4 protein-coding genes are annotated in these 5,868 nt (G+C 64.5%); 3 read left to right on the plus strand and 1 reads right to left on the minus strand.

Annotated elements, in window-relative coordinates; genetic code table 11:
* Nucleotides 1-258, plus strand: a 258-nt coding sequence (locus VMR03_RS05885; protein WP_325403199.1) for a LexA family protein, incomplete at its 5' end; no start/stop codon positions are given.
* A 9-nt stretch (nucleotides 259-267) separates the two neighbouring features.
* On the opposite strand, the gene VMR03_RS05890 is transcribed toward VMR03_RS05885, so the two are convergent.
* Nucleotides 268-2,466: a ComEC/Rec2 family competence protein gene (locus VMR03_RS05890; protein ID WP_325403201.1), complete on the minus strand. Its 2,199-nt coding sequence runs from the start codon at nucleotides 2,464-2,466 to the stop codon at nucleotides 268-270.
* Between the two features lie 244 nt (nucleotides 2,467-2,710).
* On the opposite strand from VMR03_RS05890, the gene gltX reads away from it, so the two are divergent.
* Both gltX and gltA read left to right on the plus strand, forming a co-directional pair.
* Complete coding sequence (gltX, locus tag VMR03_RS05895; protein ID WP_325403203.1) at nucleotides 2,711-4,135, plus strand: glutamate--tRNA ligase; 1,425 nt, start codon at nucleotides 2,711-2,713, stop codon at nucleotides 4,133-4,135.
* Between the two features lie 95 nt (nucleotides 4,136-4,230).
* Nucleotides 4,231-5,547 (plus strand): citrate synthase, encoded by a 1,317-nt coding sequence (gltA, locus tag VMR03_RS05900; RefSeq protein ID WP_325403205.1) that lies wholly within the window; start codon nucleotides 4,231-4,233, stop codon nucleotides 5,545-5,547.
* The last annotated feature ends 321 nt before the right edge of the window (nucleotides 5,548-5,868 follow it).

Here is a 5,868-nt window from a genome sequence, read left to right on the forward strand (position 1 = left end):
GAGGTCAAGGGCGACTCGATGATCGACGCCGGCATTCTCGACGGCGACACGGTGCTCATCCAGCGCTGCGATACCGCGAACAGCGGCGAGATCGTCGTCGCGCTTGTCGACGGCTTGGAAGCGACGCTGAAGCGTTTGCGCCGCAAGGGCGATTCGATTGCCCTTGAAGCGGCGAACCCGGCTTACGAGACGCGCATCTTCGGGCCGGACCGCGTCAAGGTACAGGGCAAGCTCGTCGGGCTCCTGCGACGCTACTGACGCACGTCGCTACGGATTGCCTGCCGTTTCGACCTGCGCAGGCTTTGCCGTCTTCTGACGCTGTACCCAGGGGCGGCTCCCGCGTTCGTCGCGCGCGGTCACCATCCTGATCCCGCCATCCTTTTCGTAGTAAAGCGCCACCGCGCCGTTCCGCCAGAGGTCGAAGCGGTCGATGACGAGCTGTGCTTGGCACCGCGCCCGCATGCGTCGCGGCACAGGCACCGCCGCGATGACGATGTCCGCTTTCGCGCAATCCTCGGCCAGCGCCTCGACCCCTTCGGAAAAGGCAACCACCCGTCTTCCTTCTTCTCGCCAGACGCAGCCCTCTGCGTCGCAATGCAAGGATGCGGGCCGCGCCGCCGCCTTCGGATCGCGTGCGTCTCCATCATGCTTCAGCCATTGCTCCGCCGTATAAGCTGGCTTCGCCGAGGTGAGACCAAGCAGCCCGTCCGCACCGCGGACGGCAGCGAGTGTGCCATCGCGATCGACGAGCACGTCGGGCCGCGCGCCGGCCCCCCAGAGCGCCAGGCTGAGGATCAGCGGCGCCAATCCCGCGAAGCGCCAGCTCCCCCGCCAGAGCGCGAGCCACAATCCGCCGAGGGTCAGAAGCGCCAGCGAAATCAGAGGCGCGGAGGCGATGAGGCGATCCGCCCCGCTCCATCCCGAGACTTGATGCGCGACCCAGAGCATCCCGTCGATGCCCTTTCCCATGACCCAGAGCGCCGGGCGTTCGAGCCCGAGAGGCATCAGGATCAGCGCCGCGAGCGCCGCCGGCATCACGAGCACGCTGACGATGGGCAAGGCGCCGAGATTGCCGGCCATGCTGTAGAGCGCCACCCGGTCGAAGTGATAGGCGGCGAAGGCGCCGGTGGCGAAGCCCGCGACCGTCGTGGTCAGCATGATGCCCGCGAGATGATTGAAGGCAAAGCGCAGGCCCGCGACGACGGGGCCGTCACCGCGCTCGTTCATGGCCGAGGTAAAGCGCTGCGCGGCCGGACTTTCGTAAAAAGCGATCAGCGCCACGACCGCGGCAAAGGACATCTGGAAGCTCGCACCGAGCAGGCTTTCCGGTTGCCACGCGAGAACGGTAAGCGCCGCCAGCGCGACGTTCCGCATGCTGAGCGCTGGCCGGTCGAAAAGGATCGCGACGAACATCAACGCGATCATGATCCATGAGCGCTGCGTCGCGACCTGCGCGCCCGATATCGTGAGGTAGCCCGTCGAGCCGAGAAGCGCCGCCGCAGCACCCCATTTCTTGATCGGATAGCGCAGCGCCACGCCCGGGATGAGCGCGAAGGCGGCGCGCACCAGCCAGAAAAGCGAGCCGCCAAAAAGCACCATATGCAGACCCGAAATTGACAGAACATGCGCGAGCCCCGCATTGCGAAGATCGTCGGCCGCCCAATCGGGAATGGCGCGCTGTTCGCCGGTGATGAGCGCCGCGGCGATGGCACCCGATGCACCGCCGATGCCGTCCTGGACGCGCGCGGTTATGCGGTGGCGCAGTCCGGCAAGAGCCGTCGTCCAATCCTGCGGCGGTGGCGCGAGATGCTCCGGCGCGGCGAAGGCAAAGCCGACGCCCCCCAGCCTCTCGAACCAGACCTGGCGCGCATAGTCGAAACCGCCCGGCTCGACCGGCTCCGGCGGCGGCATCAGCCGCCCGCGAATCCTGATCGTCTCGCCGGGCGCTATGACAGCCTCCGGGAACCGCACCTGAAGCCGGACGCGCGCGGGTAGCGCTGTCTCCATTCTTTCCATCGTCAACGGCTGAAGGGTCACGGATAGCGCTCCCTTGTCCGTGCGCTCGACCTCGACGACGCGGCCTTCGATGGCGCCGTTCCACGGTTTTTGCAGAACCGGCGCGGAGACGATGTTCGTACGCAGGCTGGCAAGCGCAAAGCCGAGGGCAATGCAGAAGAGGGCCGCCGCGATGGCGGCCGCAGTGCCCCGCCTGACCGCGAGGGCGAGCCACAGCCCCGCCGCGAAGACGGCACAAGGGCCGGCCCAGAACGGCGGCTCGAAGGAAAGGCCGAAATAGGCCGCTATGCCGAGGCCGAGCAGAACCGGCGACCAGAGAAACCAGCGGTCGCTCTCGCCGAAAAACGACGATAGCACATAGGCGAAAGCCGTATGAAAGGGTGCCAGGGCTGCACCTCGCCCAAGCCCGTTTCCAGCCCCCTCTGTTTCCGCGTCCGTCGCGGTGGCCACCTCTGCCCCCTCTCGCGAAAGCCCCGAACATGCCGTGAACAAGGGCCAAAAACCCTTGGCGCAGGCTCCCCTTCGGGCTTACGCTGCGTCGCCGCAATGTGCTAGAAAACCCTGCCCCGCAGCAGATCCGAATGCCCGCTCGTCGCGCTTCCGGATCGCAGCATGCCAACAATAAATCGCCTTGCCTACCTGCCTGGGTTCGCCCGTCACGGGTGCGGCCCAAAAGGTGGGACCTCGGGAGATCATGACGGAACCGAAGCAAGTCGTAACCCGCTTTGCTCCCTCGCCGACCGGATATCTGCATATCGGCGGCGGAAGGACGGCGCTATTCAGCTGGCTCTACGCTCGCCGGCACAATGGCAGGTTCCTGCTCCGCATCGAGGATACGGATCGCGAGCGGTCGACAGAGCCCGCCATCGAGGCGATCTTCGAGGGGCTTCGCTGGCTCGGCCTCGACTGGGATGGCGAGGTCACCTACCAGTTCGCGCGTCAGGCGCGACACCGCGAGGTGGCCGAAGACCTGCTACGGCAAGGCAAGGCTTATCACTGCTACGCGAGCCAGCAGGAACTCGAGGAGATGCGCGAGAAGGCGAAGGCGGAAGGCAAACCCATCCGCTATGACGGCCGCTGGCGCGACCGCGATCCTTCCGAGGCGCCCGCAGGCGTCAAGCCAGTCATCCGCTTCAAGTCGCCCAATGAGGGCGAGACGATCGTTCGCGACCATGTCATGGGCGACGTGCGCTTTGCCAACGAGCAACTCGACGATCTCATCATTGTGCGGAGCGATGGCACACCTACCTACAATCTGTCCGTCGTCGTGGACGACCACGATATGGGCGTAACCCACATCATTCGCGGTGACGACCACCTGACCAATGCCGGCCGGCAGAGCCAGATCTATGCCGCCATGGGATGGGAGGTGCCGGAATTCGCACATGTCCCCCTGATCCACGGGCCGGACGGCGCGAAGCTCTCCAAGCGCCACGGCGCGCTTGGCGTCGACGCCTATCGCGACATGGGCTATCTGCCCGAGGCGATGCGCAATTATCTGGCGCGCCTTGGCTGGAGCCATGGCGACGAGGAAATTTTCTCGACCGAGCAGGCGATCGAGTGGTTCGATCTCGAGCATATCGGCCGTTCGCCCTCGCGCTTTGATTTCGCCAAGCTCGAGAACCTCAACGGCCACTACATACGCGAGAAGAACGACACGCTCCTCGCCGACGAGACGATCGCGCTGATGGGCCGGTTGGGCCATTGGGCCGATGGAGGCAATTTCGGCGCCGACTTCCGCGCCAAGCTCATCGCCGCAATGCCGGGCCTGAAGGAGCGCGCAAAGACGCTGCTCGATCTTGGTCGGGGCGCCGAGTTCCTGCGCGCCAAGCGCCCTATCCCACTTGACGACAATGCCCGCAAGCTCCTCAACGACGAGGGGCGCGCGCTGCTCCGGCGCCTGCTCGCCGCTTTCGAAACCCGGCAGGACTGGGCCGTCGACGAAATCGAGACGACGGTGCGCGAATTTGCGGAGGCCGAAAACCTCAAGCTCGGCAAGGTGGCGCAACCTCTTCGTGCAGCCGTGACCGGCAGCTCCGTATCGCCTCCTATTTTCGACGTATTGGCGACACTCGGCCGCGAGGAGTCGCTTGGAAGGATCAGGGATCAGGCGGCGTGACGCTCGCTCCGGCGCTCACCGCCAACTAGAATGTTTAACAATCGACGGGTCGCGGCTCTCCGCCCGATCCGGCAAACAGCAAAGGACAGGCAGGCATGACAAAAGCTGGAACCGAAGGCGGCGCGAAGTCGAACGCGACTCTCGCGGTCGATGGAAAGAATTTCGACCTGCCCGTCACCCCCGGCTCGATCGGACCGAGCGTCATCGACATTTCGAAGCTCTACGGCCAGACCGGTCACTTCACCTACGACCCCGGCTTCACCTCGACGGCGAGCTGCGAGTCGAAGATCACCTATATCGACGGCGAGGAAGGCGTCCTGCTTTATCGCGGTTATCCGATCGAACAGCTCGCGGAGCGGGGCAATTTCCTCGAGACTTGCTATCTTCTTCTGAATGGCGAGCTGCCGACCTCGGCCGAATTCAAGGAATTCGACAAGGCGATCACGAACCACACGATGGTTCACGAGCAGATGCAGTTCTTCCTGCGCGGCTTCCGCCGCGACGCGCATCCGATGGCGATCATGTGCGGTATGGTCGGCGCGCTCTCGGCCTTCTATCACGACTCGACCGACATCAACGATCCGGTCCAGCGCATGATCGCGAGCCGTCGCCTGATCGCGAAGATTCCGACCATCGCCGCCATGGCTTATAAATACTCGGTCGGTCAGCCGACCGTCTATCCGAAGAACAGCCTCGGCTACGCCGAAAACTTCCTCCATATGTGCTTCTCGGTGCCGGCGGAGGACTACAAGGTCGATCCGATCCTCGCCCGCGCGATGGACCGCATCTTCATCCTCCATGCCGACCACGAACAGAACGCATCGACATCGACGGTGCGCCTCGCCGGCTCGTCGGGCGCAAACCCCTTCGCCTGCATCGCGGCCGGCATTGCCTGCCTCTGGGGCCCGGCGCATGGCGGCGCAAACGAGGCAGCGCTCGAAATGCTGCGTGAAATCGGCACGGTCGACCGCATTCCGGAATACATCAAGAAGGCGAAGGACAAGAACGATCCTTTCCGCCTGATGGGTTTCGGCCATCGCGTCTACAAGAACTACGATCCGCGCGCGCGTGTGATGCAGAAGACCTGTCACGAGGTGCTGCAGATTCTCGGCATCAAGGACGATCCGCTGCTCGACGTGGCGATCGAACTGGAGCGGATCGCGCTCAGCGACGACTACTTCATCGAGAAGAAGCTCTATCCGAACATTGACTTCTATTCGGGCATCACGCTGAAGGCGATGGGCTTCCCGACGACGATGTTCACGGTGCTCTTCGCCCTCGCGCGCACCGTCGGCTGGGTCGCACAGTGGAACGAGATGATCGAAGATCCGGACCAGCGCATCGGCCGTCCCCGTCAGCTCTACACAGGCGCCCCGCGCCGCGATTACGTGCCCTACGAAAAGCGCAAGTAGGATTTGGCACATCCGAAATGAAAGAGGCGCCTTCGGGCGCCTCTTTTTTTCACATCCGTTCCGGGGCCTCGCTCTTCGAGACGCGGACTTTCAGTCCGCTCCTCAGGGTGAGGGGTGATGCAGTAAATGATCCTCACCCTGAGGAGCCGCGAAGCGGCGTCTCGAAGGGCGAGACCGGAACCTAACCGGGGTGTTCTATTTCAACCGCGCCGGCAGCATCTCGAGCACTGCGCGCGCCGCACGCAGGCTCGGACGATCCCCACCGACGCCCATGATCTCGCGGAGTTCGTCGAGATCGGCAATCGCCCGCCGCCGCTCCGG

Source organism: Parvibaculum sp. (assembly GCF_035511255.1).
In the GTDB taxonomy this organism is placed as follows: Bacteria; Pseudomonadota; Alphaproteobacteria; order Parvibaculales; family Parvibaculaceae; genus Parvibaculum.

Bases quoted from the DNA above. Each gene is read 5' to 3' on its own strand.
- gltX (WP_325403203.1), top strand. From the start codon at position 2,711: ATGACGGAACCGAAGCAAGTCGTAACCCGCTTTGCTCCCTCGCCGACC.
- gltA (WP_325403205.1), top strand. From the start codon at position 4,231: ATGACAAAAGCTGGAACCGAAGGCGGCGCGAAGTCGAACGCGACTCTC.